Raw genomic sequence first — 17,174 nt, 5'->3', positions numbered from 1 at the left:
TAAAATATTAGTTTTGATAAAAAATAGAGATGATTTATACTATTAATATTTTTTAATTTATATTGTTTTATAAAAAACTTCTTGTGCAAATAAAATAGGTACATTTTTATTTCTTTCAAAAATATCTTTATAATTTTCTATCGGTACCTTTTTTTCTCCAACATAAGGAGATACTTCTATTGTAAGTCCTGGTTTTTGATAATTTTCAATAAACCAATCTTTATATCCACTACCTGTTACAGGTTCTTTTTCTATTTCCAAATTATACCCAGTTTCTTTGGATATTGTATTAGCAATAGATAAGTCTCTTTCTATATTTAATTGATTATACTGCCAAAAAATAACTTCTCCTGATGAATGATATGAAATTGTACCATCAAATCTATATTTTTCTGTTAAACATTTTAAAGCATATGTTTCTGGTTCTGAAAAATAATAGGGCCCTTTACAAGATTTATATGCTGGAGCTATTACAGAATCTATTGATGGATACATAGTTGGATAATTTCTATTTAAATCCACTCCATTAATATTTGCCTTCCAACATGAAAATAAGCTTTCATTTAGATATTGTTTATCTTTATATTCTTGAGGTATAAAATCTCCTCCATTAAATACTAAATCTGCACCATCGGGATTAACTAGTACTACAAAAACAAAAGTTACATATTTTAAAAGATTACATATACTCATATTGTTTATACTATAATCTATTTCATATAAGCTTAATAAATAATTAATTTGGTCAAGTAACAATATAGTTGTAATTGCTTCTCTAGCATGATGGGTTGCTTGAATTAATATTTTTGTACTGCCTCTACCTATTGTAAGAGATAAAATAGGTGTTCCTTGTACTGATTCTCCTATTTTATTTACATATAATAATCCTTTATTATATTTACCTAATTTGTATATAGCTTTATTAATATCTTTCGAAAAATAACTAGATTCATATAAATTTATATAACTTTTATAACTTCTATTTATCACTTTATCCTCCTTTTCGCTATGCTATTACTTTATTAGATTTACAATTTAATAAAGTAATAGCATAGCATTTTAATATTAATTTTCTATACATAGTAAAATATGCAAAAATACCGTAAAATGATTTTTAATCACCTTACGGTATTTCATAAAATTCGGCTTATGTAAAAATTCACTTTGCTTAAGATAAAAAATAAAGGTCATCTACATAATTATGTAGATGACCCTTTCCTTACATTTCTTCACTTATTTTCATTTCTTCAATTATACTTCTACTTATGATTTTCTCTTCAATTTTATCAAATATCTTGCTAAATAATCTTCCATATATCGCACCAAATACATTATTTACGATACGGAATATTATAGCTATTTCTAATCCTAAAATTGGTACTGCTGAAGTTAAACCACCGAATGTATTAAATACAGTTTGCCATTTATATGTCGCTGAGAATCCACACATAATTCCACCTAATATTCCTATTAAAGAACTAAATTCTTTTGGTAAAATACAATATAAAATATAAAACATTATACATCCTACAATAGCAAATGGAATTCTTTCTTTACAACGAATATCAACTCTTTTCTTATCTGGTTGAACTACTGATATACATGCAAGACCTATCCATATTGTTTTTGGTAAATTTAATAAATCACCTATTAATAAACCTGAACATACTGCAATGGTTAACTTTAGTTGCCACTTAGTTCTATCGTTACTAAAATTAAAACCTTTTATAATATCACTAAACGTATTTTCAAACTTTTGTTTTCTTTGCTTTATATAAAAAATACCTGCTACTATAATTCCACCTACAGCTAATGCACATACACGACTTATATATACATTTATATCATTAATTTGGTATCCATATAAAAGCACGTATGATAATACTAATATTGATTGATTAGACAATGCTACATTGTGACATGCTAAAATAGCTATAACCATTATTGAAATAAAGTTTATAACAAATCCTACTATTGGTATTGATATACTTGCTAAATATGGTCCTATCATAAGTATGCCAAATATACCAAATAAGGTAAATGCTGATTGTTTAACATCAAAATCTAAATTTGAAAATCTAAAAGTTTGTAATGAAAGAACTGTTATAACTCCTACTATACTGTTTTCACTACCAAAAATATTACTAAAAGACATTATTACAAAAATACAAAATAAAATACATAATAAATTTTTAAGAACAAAGGCTATTATATACTTTTGTTTTAATTTTTTATCTTCTGCATTTTTAATTAATGGTTTTAAACTAGCCGCTCCTAACTGCATAGCTTGATAAAATCCCATTATACACCCTCTCCTTTATTTTGATTCATTTTTTTATTTGCTTTTTCTATATAATATATTAACTTTGAAAAATCTTCTTCTCCCAGTTTTCTATGTAGTTCATAAATCGGACTTAGATAATAGTTATATATTTTATTTACTTTTTCTCTACCTAATTCTGTAATAGAAACAAAATAACTTCTTTTATCTCTTGGATCTTTAATTTTAACTATATATCCTCCTTTATTTAAACTATCTATTATCCTACTTATAATTGTTTTATTTACACCCATGATTTTACTAAGACACATTGGTGTTAAATCTTCTTTATGAGTTAAAAGTTGTGATAATAAATCTAAATGTTGTGTTGGTATTTCATATTCTTTAGTAGCTCTATGTATAATCATTCTCGAAAATAAATTTATCTCTTGCATTTTTTCTATCATATATATCCAATTTAAATCATCCATATTTGTACACCACTTTCTGAATTGACTGATTTTATATAATATTCATTTTAGTTTACTTTGTTAACTATATTTTATCTATTTTTTTTCATTATGTCAACTTGTTTATACGAATATAATTGATTTTATGTGATAGATTTTCTATATAAGTGCTGCTTTATATACTTTTAATTTGCAAAAAAATCAATACTTAAATTCCGACTAAATATTATTCTATTAATCTCTTTAAACGTTAAAAATCTCTATAAATATTTATTTATAGAGATTTTTTAGCCAGAAATTTTTAGGATCTTGATTTTCATTTATTGGTAAAATATCATATCCTTCTTCAATTAAATAACTTATTAAAGAATCTAATGCTTCTACTGTTTGTTTTTTTTCATGTATCAACAGTATTATTTCATTTTTATTTTTAGAATATATTTTTGTATTTTCTACTATGTCACTAGATGAAGATTTCCAATCTTGTGTATCTATATTCCAATCCCATATCTTATATCCTGCTCTTACTAAATTATTATAACTCTCTTTAGATGCATACGGTTTACTTCCATATGGTAATCTGACTAAATTTGAATATCTACCAGTTATTTCATAAAAAGTTTGATTATTTAAATCAAATTCTTCTTTTGCAGAAATGCTTGTTTTATACAATTTGTTAATATCGTGTGATACACTATGAAGCCCAGCAGTATTTCCACTTTCTACTATTTTCTTTACCTTTTCTGGATAAATATTCATATTACGATTTATCAAGAAAAAAGTTCCTTTAACTTTATATTTATCTAATATTCTTAATATATCCTCTGTATATTTTGATGGCCCATCATCAATTGTTATATAAGCTACTTTTCTAGAATTATATGATTTATTTACACTTTCTTTTTCTTGAATATTTGTTGTCGTCTTAGAATTATCAGAATACGCATAATAGTAAGAACTATTAGGATTTGTAAAAAATATTATTGCTATACTTAGAACTATTAAAATTTTACTTTTTTTTATTTTCATAAATATCCCTCCAATGTTTATTTATTTATGTCTTCTTATGGATTTATTTATCTGTTATTTATATTATTAGTCAAATTTCTTCTTTTATCATTGATTTACTAAATAAAAATATATAAATAAATGGAAATATATAATCTTTCATTTTCCTTTAATATATAAGATAATTTAAACATAACAAAAAAATATAGGAAAGATATCTTTTTATAGTTATTTTCCTATATTTTATCTATTTGTTTATCCAGTTTATTATTTAAACATGAACTAATAAAACCATCATGTTGTGGTTTTTTCTTATCTTTTTTCTTTGTATCAAATATTTAATATATTTTTACTTATATATAAAATTTACATTTAATTTATTTTATAAAGTCTTGCTTCCCAAGGTTTTAATTCTAAACTGTTTAAATCTTTATGATTATCTATATTATAGTTAGATAATATTAAATTTTTATACTTTAATGTTAATAACTCATATTTATAGTTAACACATTCACTTTTTAAGTTGCATATTACTAAGAATTTTTCATCATTTAGTATTCTCTCATATGCAAATATATTGGGATCATCTTCTAGTATAAGATTGTATTTACCATATATTAAACATTCACTACTCTTTTTAAGTTGTATCATTTTTTTATAGAAGTTAAGTATTGAATCAGAATCTTCAAGTTGTTTTTTAACATTTATAAATTTATAATTAGGATTTACACAAATCCATGGATTAGATTTACTAAACCCTGCATTTAAACTATCATCCCACTGCATAGGCGTACGAGTATTATCTCTTGATGTATTCCAAATATGTTTTAATGCATCTTTTTGACTCATCCCTTGATTTATAAGTTGATTATATTCATTTATAGATCTAATATCATCATATTCGCTTATCTCATTAAACTTAACATTTGTCATACCAATTTCTTGACCTTGATATATAAATGGTGTCCCTTTATGCATAAAATACAATAATCCTAGCGCTTTAGCACTTTCTTTTAAAAATCTAGTATCATCTCCCCAAGTAGATACTACTCTAGTTACATCATGATTTTCTATAAATAATGCATTCCATCCATCATTTTCAAGATTAACTTGCCATTTATTCCATACTTTTTTTAGATTTGGCAAATTAAACTTTGAGCTATTCCATAAATCGATATGTTCAAATTGAAATAACATATTAAAACTTCCATTATTTTCCCCAACCCAATCAGTAGCTTCTTCTGCTTTAACTCCATTTGCTTCTCCAACTGTCATTATGTCATATTTACTAAATGTATTTTCTTTTAATTCTTTTAGATATTCATGTATTCCATCAACATTCATATGTTTATCAAAAGACGGTACATATTTTAAATTATCAGGATTATCCATATCAGCTAATCCTTCTTCTTTATTTATATGACTTATAGCATCAATTCTAAATCCATCAATTCCTTTATCTAACCACCAATTTATCATCTTATATATTTCATTTCTCATGTCTTTATTTTTCCAGTTTAAGTCTGGTTGTTTTTTACTAAATAGATGTAAGTAGTATTCTTTTGTATTTTCATCATACTCCCATGCCGATCCTTTAAATATACTTTCCCAATTGTTTGGTTCTTTATTATTTTTTCCCTCTCTCCAAATGTACCAATCTCTCTTTGGATTTTCTTTAGATGATCTAGATTCTATAAACCAAGGATGTTCATCACTTGTATGGTTTATTACTAAATCTATTATAATCTTCATATTTCTTTTATGAACTTCACTTAATAATTCATTAAAGTCCTCCATAGTTCCAAAATCATTCATTATATCTTGATAATCACTTATATCATACCCATTATCATCATTTGGAGATTTATATATAGGACATATCCAAATAACATCTATACCTAATTCCTTTAAGTAATCTAATTTTGATATTATTCCCTTTAGGTCCCCTATCCCATCATTATTTAAATCCATAAAACTACGTGGATATATTTGATATGCAACAGCTTCTTTCCACCACTTTTTTTTCATCATATCCCCCTTAATTTGTGCAATCGTTTGCTCCTTTGTTTAAAAATAAATGCCAAACAATTTGGCATTTATTTTTTCTTAACTTAAATATATCATTAAAGAAAAATGTTTTCAACACATTTATTTTATTTTATATTTATTTTCTGATACTAATTCTTCTCTTATTTTATTGTTTTCTTCCCCTAAAAATACTCTATATGTCTTTACTATTATTTTATCTTTTTCACGTATTTCTTGTGTTCTTATATATAACTTTTCTCTATCTTGACTACAACCATATATTTTAGAAGTTATTGCACCATTTGAAACTATATTTTTAATATATATAGGATGTGCAAAATTATTTTTAAATTTAAAATCTGTATACCCATAAGATACTGCTGCATCTCTTCCTTTTGATACATAATGAGATGGATATGTGTGATTATGCACTTCTTGTATTTCAAGGCCTGACATTAAAGCCGCATTATATATCGTTGTTGATACTTGGCATACTCCTCCACCTTCTCCATTAACATATTTTCCACCTACTATTACCTTTGCGGTTTTATATCCATTACTCCATGTTCTTGCTCCAGTAGCTTTATTATATGAAAAAGTATCTCCTGGCATTATAAGTATATCACTAGTGCTTTTTCCCGCAACATATATATTACTACCTCTTGCACTATGTTCATTAAAACTTGTACTAAATTGACCTAATACAGTATTTATAGATTTTACTTGTTGTGTAGTAATTGTTGGTTGTATAACTTTTACAGGAAGATTTATATTTTTTATATCTTTATTTTTTATCATATCGTATATTTGTTCTTTTAATGAAGCAATATCTACTTCTAATCCTTCCTTTGATGGAGTTGTTATCATCTGCCCACTATCACTTATCTCTAAGGTAGCTTGTTGAACTTTCTTATTTATATCATTTTGAATATAGGATAATTGTTCGCTTAATTTAGATTCATTATAAGTTGCATTTAACTTTATACTATATGCTTTATTTAAATCTAAATTACATTTTCTCTTTATATTTTCTATTTTACTATCACTTCTAGTATAAATATATGCATTTTTAATTGCATCATCAATATTATAGCTTAGGTCTATATCCTGTGGATTTATACACCATGTTTTATCTTCATATTTTATGTATATTGGTTTAAGTAAATATTTTTTATCTACTGCTTTTTTAGCTTCATCTAACTTCATTTTTCCAATGTGTACTTGTTCAATATATATATTTTTAAATATTTTACCATTAAAACTATCCTTTTGATTTGACATACCTGTAGTTAAAATTAGTATTATAAATAAAGATGATATTAATTTAAATTTATTGACTAATCTATATTTATCCATTATTATATGTACTCCTTGATATATTTTTATAAATTTATGTTTGCCTATAATTAATTTTATATTCTTAATTATTGATGTATATCTTTATGAATAAATATGTTTATTTTGCAAATACTTTTAGTGTATATTTATAAAATTTTATATATGGAGGTATTTATGAAAAATTCTAAACAACATTTAACTGATGCTTTTTCTCATCTTCAAGATGCTCAAATTAATCTAAAACATGCTTTAGATAATTCAGAGAAGTTAAATAATAAAGAAAGAATACAATCTACTTTATCTTTAGTAAATGAAGCAGTATTTGCTGCTGCAAACACTGTTGCAAACTACCAAGACTCTCATAGTAGAGAAAAATAAATATCTAATATTAAAGACTTAATTCATATTAAGTCTTTTTTGTGCTTAAAGATATCATAATACTTAAAAAATATAGATAATGTCTGAAGCTACGTAATATCAATAAACTATTTTTGAGATAAAAAAGATTTTGAAATACTTAGCCTACACGTGACTTAAAATATTTCATCGACACGTCGCTTAAGCAAAACATTTTTATGTTTTATCTAACATTTTTCAACAAAACACTACTATAATTCCTTATTTATATGTTATAATATCATTATTAATTATAAAGTATCATTTTTACTTACAAATATATACTGAAGATTTAATCTTCTTATTCTATAGAAGAGAGGTTAATTTAAGCCTCGTATGTAGAGAAATCTGCATAGGACACAACTTGAATTGCAGGTAATTCCTAAAGCCTAAGTGCCACAACGTAAAAGCGAACAGCTTTAAGCGTGATGGAACGAAAGTAGAAAAAAGTCTTAGGATGGCATATGGTTAAACCCTAAGTGCTATTATAAATGGATGTTCATGCAGGGAAATCCCAAATAGGGAGACCTTCAACGACTAGACCTAAAAGGTCGTACACTATAAGCGATTGATAGTGGAAGTAGGTTGCCCCTAACGAGTAATGTCGAGGGTGAAGAAATAGTCTGCTCTCATACGAAAGTATGAGAAGTTCATAAGAGAACTGCATAAGAGTAGCGACCTTATGTGAACACAAGGTGTTTATTTTGATAAAGACTGTAAAATTATCTAAATTCAACGGAGAGCTTTGCGAAAATTTATATGCTAATGTACTTTTAATGGATGCATCTAATTTTAATGATATAACAGTTTTATTTAATAATGTTATTAGCTCAATTTCAAATAAAAACTGGCTTAAATTTCGTGATATAGATTACTTACAAAATGTTTTACACCACGGCGGATTTATTGTTGGATGTTACGTTGAAAATACATTAATAGCATGTGCACTTTGTGAACCTCCAAGTGGAGATTATTTAAACAATCTTTATGATATTGGTATGAACGAAGATGAAATTAACTCAACTTATGTATCTGGATATGTAATGGTGGACCCTCTTTATCGTGGTAATTCATTACACAAGATACTACTTGAGACTAGAATCGAAGAATCTATAGCTAGAGGTAAGAGTCATATATTAACTGCTGTTGCTGCTGAAAATATATTTAGTCTAAGAACTATTTTGAGTTTAGGATTTGAAATGCAACTTCAAAGAGAAAATCAATATGGTATAAATAGATATATTTTATTAAAAAAATTAGATTCAGCTTCATCTAAAGATAAAGAGATAATTGCATAATAAATTCTTAAAAAGTGGCTATATAAAGGTAAACTTAACATTTTTTGCTTTTATATAGTCACTTTTTTGCATTCAAAATATATTATTTTATACTTAAACCATTATAATTTCATTATATTTTATATTATCTTGACTTATTTACGTATTTTTCCGTATAATTAAATCTATATTAATGTTTTATGGTTATTTTTTGCCAATACATTAATAATTCATATCTAAGTTTTATACAAAGGGGGATATAAATGTCTTTTTTAGGGAAATTCAAAAATAAAAAGATTAAGATAATTGTAGGCATTACAGTTGTATCTAGTGTATTGATAGGTGGTTACTATTTATATAATAAAGAAAGTAATACTGCTCAATCTGAAGAAAACTATGTACAAACTTATACAATTGCAGATAATGAAAAAATATTTATAAATGGAGTTATAGTTCCAACAAAATCTCAAGAGTTTAGTATACCAACCGATGGGGAAATAAGTAAATTAAATGTAACAAATGGAAAGATTGTAAAAAAAGGAGACCTTTTATTTACTATAAAAAATGAGTCAATAATAAATGAAATAGAAATTTTAAAAAACCAAATAAGTGAATTAAAAGGATCGAATGTAGATAATGATACAATAATAAACTCTGAAATAAATAAATTAGAAGCTCAAGTTTCTTTATTAAATAAAAAAGCGTATACAGATACTACTGCTCCTTTTGATGGAAAAGTATATTTAAATAATCAAAATGGTGATTCTGAATCTACTTCAATGATAACTCTTCAAAGCAATACATTTTATATGAAAGGTCAGACTAGTGAGCAAGATTTACCAAAACTTCAAATAGATGATCCTGTAACTGTTACAATTTTATCTACAAATAAAAAAGTTTCAGGTAGAGTTAGTGTAATCTCTGATATACCAACATCTAGCAAAGTTGATAATATGTCTGATTCCTCTCTATCTTATTATGATATAGATATATCATTTGAAGATCAAGAAGATTTAATTAACGGATTTCATGTTCAAGCTTGTATAGAAATAGCTGATAACTTATGCAAAATACCAAGTTCATCAATACTTAAAGATGAAAATGATAAGCCTTATGTATTTAAGAGCTATGATGGAATATTAAAGAAACAAAAAATTGAAATTCAAAGTCAAAATAATGAATTCACAGTTGTAAAAGGCGGACTTGATAAGCAAGATATTATTATTAGATACCCATCAAATGAAATGAATGAAGGCGACGCAATTCCTGTAGATACTTTAAGCGTTGATACTGAAGGTATGCAAAGTGAGTAGTTTAATAAAGCTTAAAGATATTAATAAGTATTATAAGGTGGGTAAAGAAAAATTTCATGTTTTAAAGTCACTAAACATTAATATAGAAGAAGGCGACTTTGTAATGATAATGGGTAAATCAGGTAGTGGTAAAACTACTTTGCTTAATGTATTAGCTTTTTTAGATAAGTTTGATACGGGTTCATATTTTTTTAATTATGAAAATGTAAGTAGCTTAAATGAGAATCAACGTTCAGTTTTTAGGAATAAATATATTGGGTTTATTTTTCAACAATTTAATTTAATAGAAACATTAAATATTTATCAAAATGTAGAGCTGCCTCTAATTTACGATGGAAAGTTAAATAAATCTGAAAGAGAAAATATAGTTAAAGAAAAATTAGAACAAGTTGGTCTTTTAGATAAAATAAAAAGTCTACCACTTCAGCTATCTGGTGGACAACAACAACGTGTAGCTATAGCTCGTTCTCTAGTAAATAATCCTAAGCTTATATTTGCTGATGAGCCAACAGGAGCTTTAGATAGTGAGACTAGTGATGATATTATGAGTTTATTAAAAGAACTAAATAAACAAGGTAAAACTATAATAATGGTTACACATGATGCTGACTTAATAAAGTATGCCACTAAGGTTATACGACTTAAAGATGGTGTGTTATATGAGGAGGCTTTAAATGAGTGTAATTAAGAGTTCTTTAATTAATTTAAAAGGTCATAAACTTCGTGTTTTTGTTACCTTGCTTTGGATTATAATGGGTATAACTTCATCTATATTAGTAAGTTCTATAGGAAATGGGCTAAAAAAAGAAGTTACTGATTCAGTTAATCGTGTAAATCCAAACAAAACTAGAATTTATTTCGAATCAAGTGATTCTAATATGGCTAATATGGAAACATTTTTAAATCCATTTAAATTAGAAGATATTGATGAGTTATCATTTATAGAAGGTGTTGAAAGAATAAGTGCTAGTAAAGATGATTTCAGTATGGGGTCTATGTATTATTCAGATGCATCCTTTGATAAAAAAACTACATATTTAGATATTAAAGAGTTTAATGATGATAAAATAGTACCTGTATTTGGTAGAAATTTTTCTTATGATGATGAAAATAGAAAAGTTATAATTATTACTATGCAAAATGCCATTGATTTATTTAATAGTCCGAAAGAAGCTTTAGGTAAAGGTATCACTATAAATAATCATATTTATGAAGTAATAGGTATTATCGATGAAAACTCAATTAAAAATAATTCTGAAAGTAATATTAAAAATATGTATTATGATGATATGAATTATATATATTCATATATGCCTAAAAAAGCATTCAATGATTTAATGAATCAATTTTCTTATCCTCAAGAAATATATTCTCTAGATTTAGTTGTATCTAAAGGATATGATATGTATGAAGTTTCAGGTAATGTTATAAATAAGCTATATGAATTACATCCTGATATAAATGGTTCTTATAATATTGATGACCCTACAGAGGAAACTAAAGAACTTGAATCTATGATTTCTACTATAAATAAATTTGTAACACTTATAACTGCTATATCAATGTTTGTAGGCGGTGTTGGAGTTATGAATATAATGTATGTGTCTGTAATGGAACGTCAAAGAGAAATAGGTATAAGACGTGCTATAGGAGCTAAACCTTTAGATATATTAGTACAGTTTTTAGTTGAAGCTATATTTATTACGGTTTTAGGAGGTATAATTGGTATAGTAATTGGATTTATAGTTGTAAATTATGCATCTAATTATTTACCATTTAAAGCTCTTCCTAATATAAATAGTCTACTATTTGCAAGTGTAACTACTGTAATTACTGGAACTATATTCGGTATTGTTCCAGCTATTAAAGCATCTAAACTAGATCCAATTAAAGCTATTTATAAATAAAGTTTTCTTTACTATAAAAGAGATTACTTAAAAATTAAGTAATCTCTTTTAAATTTATCTATTTACTCATACCATCAAATACTATCTTCCCTCTACATATAGTATAATTAATCTTTCCATATAACTCATATCCTATAAATGGTGAATTAAAAGATTTTGATTCAAATTCACTTACTTTATAGCTTTCATCAGGATTAAATATTACTAAATCAGCTACAGAACCTTCCTTTATATATCCACAATCTAGATTGTAAAGTTGTGCTGGATTTATAGTCATTTTTTCAAGTAATGCCATCATGCTTAAATAACCTTTTTTAACTAAATTAGTTACACCAAGAGCTAATGCAGTTTCAAGCCCTACTATTCCACTTGGAGCTTTTGCAAATTCAACACTCTTTTCTTCATAAGTATGAGGTGCATGATCTGTTGCTATTATTTCTATCGTACCATCTTGTAATCCTTCTATTATTTTTAATTTATCATTTTCAGTTCTAAGAGGAGGATTCATTTTAGCATTTGTACCATAATTTAATACATCTTCTTCTGTTAAAGTAAAATGATGTGGTGTTGCTTCTGCGTATACATTAGCCCCTAATCTTTTAGCCATTCTTACAGTTTCGACTGATACTCCAGAACTTATATGTTGTATGTTTACCTTTGCCCCTGTTTTTATAGCTATCATACAATCTCTTGCTACCATAACATCTTCTGCTACATTACTTGCCCCAGATATACCTAACTTTTTAGATATTTCTCCTTCATTTATACCAGCTACAGTTATAAGAGATGGATCTTCTTCATGAAAACTTAGAGGAACATCAAGCTCTTTTGCTTTTAGCATAGCATTATATATAACATCACTATCCATTATAGGAAGCCCATCATCAGTAAATCCTACTGCTCCACATTCTTTAAGATGTTTCATATTAACTAACTCTTTGCCTTTAAATCCTTTAGTTATAGCACATGCTTGTAAAACATTTATAGAAGATGCTTTTGCTCTTTCTTTTATATAATTTAAAGTTTCTTCATTATCAACTATAGGATTAGTATTTGCCATGCATACAACTGTCGTAAATCCACCTTTTGCAGCTGACTTTGAACCCGTTTTTATATCTTCTTTATGAGTAAATCCTGGATCTCTAAAATGAACATGAACATCTATAAGTCCAGGAGCTATTATACATCCACTAGCATCTATAATCTTTTCATATTCATCTGTTAATGAGCACTCACCTATTTTTAATATTTTATTATCTTTTATTACTATATCTACTACTTCATCCCTTTTAGATTTTGGGTCTATTACCCTACCATTTTTTATAAGTATCATCTTCCTAATTCTCTCCCTTTAGATATTAATATATAGCTTTAACTTCATAATTATATATTTTACAATAAAAAATCCCAATTTATTTCATTAATTTAATATATTATACAATATTTAAGTTATATATTAAATACAATAACGAATATTTTACTATTTTATTTATAGATAATACGTTTTAAGTATTATAATATACTTAAGCGTAAAAATAAGTATACTATAAAAAGTATACCTATTATTATTTATCTTTCATTTGATTTTCTAAATTTAATAATCTCCATTATTAATGTAGATATTATAGCTAGTAATACACATATTCCTAATTGATAAATTCCAAATTCTAATGGTATATCAAATATAGGTCTCATAAATGGAAGTAATGTAAGGCCGTATATAAGTAAACAAGCTATTGTTGCATATATTACATACATATTTGAAAATACGCCTATTTCCTTTAATGTATATTCATTTGATCTTGCTGGTAATGTTTGTAATATTCTACATAGTGTTATAGTAGAAAATGCCATTGCAGTTCCAACATACGTAGATATTTGCCTTCCTATAAATTGAGCTATTATTACTACAATACCTATTATTGTACCTCTAAATAAAACTGCTTGTATGGTTCCTCCAGCTAATATACTTTCATCTTGGTCTCTTGGTGATTTTGTCATAATATTTTTTTCAGGCTTTTCAAATCCTAAAGATATAGCAGGAAGAGAATCTGTTACTAAGTTTATAAATAATAATTGTAATGTTGTAAATGGGTTTTCCCAATTAGCAAATACTGCAAATAATATAGCAATTATACCTGCAAAGTTTCCTGCAAATAAGTAAGTTATAGACTTTTTAATATTTTTATAAACAGTTCTTCCTACTTCAACTGCGTTTACTATAGTAGCAAAATTATCATCAACTAATATCATAGCAGCTGCATCTTTAGCAACATCTGTACCACTACCCATACCTATTCCTATATCTGCTTGTTTTAAAGCAGGAGCATCATTTACACCATCACCTGTCATTGCTGTTATTTTTCCTTTTTTCTGCCATGCTTTAACTATACGTATTTTATTTTCAGGTGAGACTCTTGCATATACTGGTATATGTTCTAACTTTTCATCTAATTCTTCATCAGTAAGTGAATCTAATTCTTGTCCAGTCAAAGCAATATCACATTCATCCATTATACCAATATCTTTTGCTATAGCTGCTGCTGTAGTTTTATGGTCTCCAGTTATCATAACTGTTTTTATCCCTGCACTTTTAGCTTCTCTAACTGCTTTATATACTTCTTCTCTAGGTGGGTCTATCATTGCCATAAGACCTACTAAAGTCATATTATCTTCATCCTCTAATAATGGAACAAAATTATCATCTTCTACATCTTTTATAGCAAAAGCTAATACTCTTAATGCTTTATTCGAAAATTCTTCATTCATACGTTTATATGCATTTAGTATATCTTCATTTATATCTACAATATCTCCATCAACCATTGCATATTTACATCTACTAAATACTACATCAGGTGCTCCTTTAGTGAACATATATACATTTCCATGAATATTATTTACGGTAGACATAAGTTTTCTATCGCTATCAAATGGTATTTCATTTAATCTATTATATCTATCTCTTAATGTATTGTAATCTAAATTTCTAGTATTAGCGAATTTTATTAATGCAACTTCTGTTGGATCCCCTATTTCTTTACCTTCATTATTTATATTTGAATCATTACATATAGCAGATGCTACAGTTAGTATTTTAGATTGATATGAATAGTTAATATTTTTTGGATTCATATCTTCTTTAGGTGTTTCATACATATAAAAATCTACTACCGTCATTTTATTTTGTGTTAATGTCCCTGTTTTATCCGTACATATAACACTTGTCGATCCTAACGTTTCAACTGCTGGTAATTGTCTAATTATTGCTTGTTTTTTAGCCATATCATTAGTTCCAACAGATAAAACTATTGTTACAATAGATGACAAAGCTTCTGGAATAGCTGCTACTGCTACTGCAATTGAAAACATAAATGAATCTGCGATAATTCTTGCTTTTGGTATATCAGATCCACTCATAAAACTTCTTACAACTTGAATTATAAATATAAGTGCTGCTATAGCAACTATTAATACACCAAGTTTTTTACTAAACTCATCAAGTTTTTGTTGTAATGGAGTTTGTTTGTTTTCAGCAGTTTCAAGTAAATTTGCAACCTTTCCCATTTCAGTATTCATTCCAGTAGATGTTACTACAAATGTTCCTCTTCCATACACAACCAAAGAACCACTAAATACCATATTCTTTTGGTCGCCTATACCAACGTCTTCATCTATTTTTTCACTATGTTTTAATACAGGTTCTGACTCACCTGTAAGCATTCCCTCTACTATTTTTAAAGTTTGTGCTTCTATAATTCTTCCGTCTGCTGGAATATAATCTCCGGCTTCAAGGATTACTATATCTCCAGGAACTAATTCTCGTCCTTCTATAGTTTGTTTTTGATTATCTCTTATTACTTTTGCTTTTGGTGCAGATAATTTTTTTAAGCTTTCTAATGAACCCTCTGCTTTTTTAGTTTGAGTTACTCCTAATATTGAATTTAGTATTATAACTATAAATATTATTATAGATTCAACAACCTCACCTAAAAATATTTGTACAATAGCTGCTATTAAGAGTATTATAACTAATGGATCTTTGAAGCTTTCTAAAAATAACTTCCAAGCTGGAACTTTATATCCTTCTTTAAGTTCATTATATCCATATTCAGATAATCTATTTTTAGCTTCATCACTACTTAATCCATTTATATTTGATTTTAAGGACTTTATAGATTCTATATATTTTTGTTTATAATACATTTTACCCTCCTGTATTTCTTATCTAATATATATAGTATTTCTTATTCTTAATAAGTTATTAGCTAAAATGTAAGAATATTTAAAAATCACATACGTAAAATACACTATTATAAATAATAAAGAGGTATGAATATTTTCTATTCATACCTCTTTATTATTTATTTTTAGAATTTATATTCTTAATTATAGTATCTAAATCTATAGTCATATTAATATTTAATCCTGTTGATTCTACCTTAAGTGTATCTAAATATATTCCTTTAAAATTATCTTTATATATTATTACAACACCCTCTTTAAACTTTATATTAATCTGTTTATCATTTGGAAACCAGTCTTTTATAAAGCTCTTTAATCCTATATTAACTATCCAATCTGCTATTTTTAAATCTAAAAACTTAACTTCTTTTATTTTAAGTTCTAAATCTTTGTTATTGTTTAATCTAGGAATTACTTTTATCTCTATTGGTGTAGTTATACTATTAGTTATTTTATAATCCACTCTTATAACTATATAACTATCTCCTATATCCACTTTTACGTTGGTCATTTTATCATTTTCAGTATGTTTTAAGAAATAATCTACTCCATTTAATATAGATTCTCTGGGAGCTAAAAATTCACCCTTAATTCCTACCGGAGAATCTATTAATTCTATATTTTTAGCTTTTAATCCTGATATAGATTTAAGGAAGTCTATTACTGGAACAGTTTCTTTATTATCAGTAGCCTCTATTTTATCATTAGGTTTATAACTTATATCTTCATTTTTAGAATCATTACTTAATGTAAATAGATATATTCCTAATATTACTGATATCACTAGTATAATTATAACAATTATTCTTTTTAAATTCATATCCCTCTCTCCAATGTCTAAATTTCATATCTATAATGTATATGTTAATATTACTTATATTTTTAAGTATTATAATATCCTTAAGCGTAAAAAAGAGAGTATTAACTCTCTA

14 protein-coding genes are annotated in these 17,174 nt (G+C 26.2%); 5 read left to right on the top strand and 9 right to left on the bottom strand.

What is annotated here, in order from left to right; translation table 11 throughout:
- Nucleotides 1-57 precede the first annotated feature (57 nt).
- The 6 genes from CRIB_RS05005 to CRIB_RS04980 form a co-directional block, all read right to left on the bottom strand.
- A complete protein-coding gene (locus CRIB_RS05005; protein ID WP_180703432.1) occupies nucleotides 58-990 on the bottom strand; it encodes a M14 family zinc carboxypeptidase in 933 nt (310 codons plus the stop codon).
- Nucleotides 991-1,219: 229 nt separating this feature from the next.
- Nucleotides 1,220-2,302 carry an FUSC family protein gene (locus CRIB_RS05000; RefSeq protein ID WP_180703431.1) on the bottom strand — a complete coding sequence of 361 codons (1,083 nt, stop codon included), beginning with the start codon at nucleotides 2,300-2,302 and terminating at the stop codon, nucleotides 1,220-1,222.
- Nucleotides 2,302-2,751, bottom strand: a complete 450-nt coding sequence (locus CRIB_RS04995; protein ID WP_180703430.1) for a MarR family winged helix-turn-helix transcriptional regulator — start codon at nucleotides 2,749-2,751, stop codon at nucleotides 2,302-2,304. Before CRIB_RS04995 ends, CRIB_RS05000 begins: the two co-directional genes overlap by 1 nt.
- A gap of 249 nt (nucleotides 2,752-3,000) precedes the next feature.
- Nucleotides 3,001-3,759, bottom strand: a complete 759-nt coding sequence (locus CRIB_RS04990) for a polysaccharide deacetylase family protein (protein ID WP_180703429.1) — start codon at nucleotides 3,757-3,759, stop codon at nucleotides 3,001-3,003.
- A gap of 351 nt (nucleotides 3,760-4,110) precedes the next feature.
- On the bottom strand, nucleotides 4,111-5,766 hold the full coding sequence (locus CRIB_RS04985) for a glycoside hydrolase family 13 protein (RefSeq protein ID WP_180703428.1): 1,656 nt from the start codon (nucleotides 5,764-5,766) through the stop codon (nucleotides 4,111-4,113).
- Nucleotides 5,767-5,886: 120 nt separating this feature from the next.
- Nucleotides 5,887-7,122: a VanW family protein gene (locus CRIB_RS04980; RefSeq protein ID WP_243633581.1), complete on the bottom strand. Its 1,236-nt coding sequence runs from the start codon at nucleotides 7,120-7,122 to the stop codon at nucleotides 5,887-5,889.
- A gap of 156 nt (nucleotides 7,123-7,278) precedes the next feature.
- Between CRIB_RS04980 and CRIB_RS04975 the strand changes: the two genes are divergently transcribed.
- The 5 genes from CRIB_RS04975 to CRIB_RS04955 all read left to right on the top strand — a co-directional run bounded on the left by CRIB_RS04975 (nucleotide 7,279) and on the right by CRIB_RS04955 (nucleotide 11,997).
- Nucleotides 7,279-7,482, top strand: coding sequence for a hypothetical protein (locus tag CRIB_RS04975; protein WP_180703427.1), 204 nt, complete (start codon nucleotides 7,279-7,281; stop codon nucleotides 7,480-7,482).
- A 722-nt stretch (nucleotides 7,483-8,204) separates the two neighbouring features.
- Entirely contained in the window at nucleotides 8,205-8,798 is a 594-nt protein-coding gene (locus CRIB_RS04970; RefSeq protein ID WP_180703426.1) for a GNAT family N-acetyltransferase, read from the top strand.
- Between the two features lie 242 nt (nucleotides 8,799-9,040).
- Entirely contained in the window at nucleotides 9,041-10,090 is a 1,050-nt protein-coding gene (locus tag CRIB_RS04965) for an efflux RND transporter periplasmic adaptor subunit (RefSeq protein WP_180703425.1), read from the top strand.
- Complete coding sequence (locus CRIB_RS04960; protein WP_180703424.1) at nucleotides 10,083-10,778, top strand: ABC transporter ATP-binding protein; 696 nt, start codon at nucleotides 10,083-10,085, stop codon at nucleotides 10,776-10,778. Before CRIB_RS04965 ends, CRIB_RS04960 begins: the two co-directional genes overlap by 8 nt.
- A complete protein-coding gene (locus CRIB_RS04955) occupies nucleotides 10,765-11,997 on the top strand; it encodes an ABC transporter permease (protein ID WP_180703423.1) in 1,233 nt (410 codons plus the stop codon). The genes CRIB_RS04960 and CRIB_RS04955 overlap by 14 nt, the downstream gene beginning before the upstream one ends.
- Nucleotides 11,998-12,055: 58 nt before the next feature.
- Here the strand turns inward: CRIB_RS04955 and CRIB_RS04950 are convergent, their stop codons facing one another.
- From CRIB_RS04950 to CRIB_RS04940, 3 genes are all read right to left on the bottom strand, one after another.
- On the bottom strand, nucleotides 12,056-13,330 hold the full coding sequence (locus CRIB_RS04950; protein WP_180703422.1) for a dihydroorotase: 1,275 nt from the start codon (nucleotides 13,328-13,330) through the stop codon (nucleotides 12,056-12,058).
- Nucleotides 13,331-13,566: 236 nt separating this feature from the next.
- Entirely contained in the window at nucleotides 13,567-16,203 is a 2,637-nt protein-coding gene (locus CRIB_RS04945) for a calcium-translocating P-type ATPase, PMCA-type (protein WP_180703421.1), read from the bottom strand.
- A 154-nt stretch (nucleotides 16,204-16,357) separates the two neighbouring features.
- A complete protein-coding gene (locus tag CRIB_RS04940; RefSeq protein ID WP_180703420.1) occupies nucleotides 16,358-17,062 on the bottom strand; it encodes a hypothetical protein in 705 nt (234 codons plus the stop codon).
- Nucleotides 17,063-17,174: the final 112 nt, after the last annotated feature.

This window comes from Romboutsia ilealis (genome assembly GCF_900015215.1).
Classification (GTDB): Bacteria; Bacillota; Clostridia; order Peptostreptococcales; family Peptostreptococcaceae; genus Romboutsia; species Romboutsia ilealis.
This window is presented reverse-complemented; position numbering and strand designations above follow the sequence as displayed.